The 1,355-nt window shown below is 62.1% G+C and carries 1 protein-coding gene; it reads left to right on the top strand.

Annotated elements, in window-relative coordinates:
- Positions 1 to 33: 33 nt before the first annotated feature.
- Positions 34 to 1,355: IS30 family transposase (locus tag AX729_RS24385; RefSeq protein WP_061026830.1), on the top strand; the 1,322-nt coding region annotated here is incomplete at its 3' end.

A 1,355-nucleotide genomic window follows, 5' to 3' on the forward strand; every position in this document is an offset into this window, starting at 1 on the left:
GTTCGTCGCAACACTTCAGCGAAGGAGGTTGCGATGGCGAGTTTTGTGCGAGCAGGCCGGCCGCCGGAGGCGCGACGGGAGGATTGTAGAGCGTTCTGGAGTGCGATTGCATCTGGGCGATTGAGCGAGGATGCTGCGGTTGAGGCCGGGGTGTCGCCGTCGGTCGGAGTACGCTGGTTCCGGAGGGCGGGCGGTATGCCGCCAACACATTTATCGCGTTCGTCAAAACCTCTATCGGAGCGCTACCTCTCGTTCGCTGAACGTGAAGATATCGCCATTTTGCGTGCGCAGGGGCATGGGGTGCGAGCCATAGCTCGTCAGCTCGATCGGCCTCCATGTACGATCTCTCGTGAACTCCGGCGCAACGTAGCGCGCCGCCACGGCGCTCCAGAGTACCGAGCGACCACGGCACAATGGCACGCTGATCGGTCAGCCCGACGGCCCAAGTCGGCGAAGCTGGTCATCAATCCGGCCCTGCGGGATTATGTGCAAGACCGGCTTGCCGGTATGATCGCCAAGCCGGACGGGGAGCCCCTTGTTGGCCCGAAGGTCGTGTGGAAGGGCCGCCGGGCTGTGCATCGGCAAAACCGGCGCTGGGCGAGGGCATGGAGCCCGGAACAGATTTCGCGGCGACTTCGGCTCGACTTCCCCGAGGATAAGACGATGCGAATCAGTCACGAGGCGATCTATCAGGCGCTTTATGTGCAGGGTCGAGGAGCTTTGCACCGCGAACTGACGGCCTGCTTGCGCACCGGGCGGGCGTTGCGAATGCCGAGGGCGCGCGCCGGCAAAGGCAGGAGCTTCATTCCTTCCGAGATCATGATTAGTCAACGTCCGGCGGAGGCCGCCGATCGAGCCGTGCCGGGCCATTGGGAAGGTGACCTGATTATAGGTCTTGGAAGCTCCGCGATCGGCACCCTGGTGGAGCGCACGACCCGTTTTACTATTCTGCTACATCTGCCGCGCAAGACGGGCCACGAACAGGAAGCTTACGGGGAGAAGGGATCTGCTCTCGCAGGGCATGGCGCCGAAGCAGTACGCAACGCGATCACTCGCGCAATTTACACCATGCCTGAGCAGCTGCGCCGATCGCTGACTTGGGATCAAGGAGCTGAGCTGGCTCAGCATGCACGGCTCAAGATCGACGCGGGCGTGCAGGTTTACTTCTGCGACCCGCACAGCCCATGGCAGCGCGGCACCAACGAGAACACGAATGGGTTGCTGCGCCAGTATTTTCCAAAAGGGACTGATCTCAGCATGCACAATGCCGGTGACCTCGAGGCCGTGGCTCTTGCCCTCAATACCAGGCCCAGGAAAACACTCGGCTGGAAAACACCAGCGGAAACTCTCGACCA

This window comes from Bradyrhizobium sp. CCH5-F6, from assembly GCF_001556045.1.
Taxonomy (GTDB): domain Bacteria; phylum Pseudomonadota; class Alphaproteobacteria; order Rhizobiales; family Xanthobacteraceae; genus Bradyrhizobium.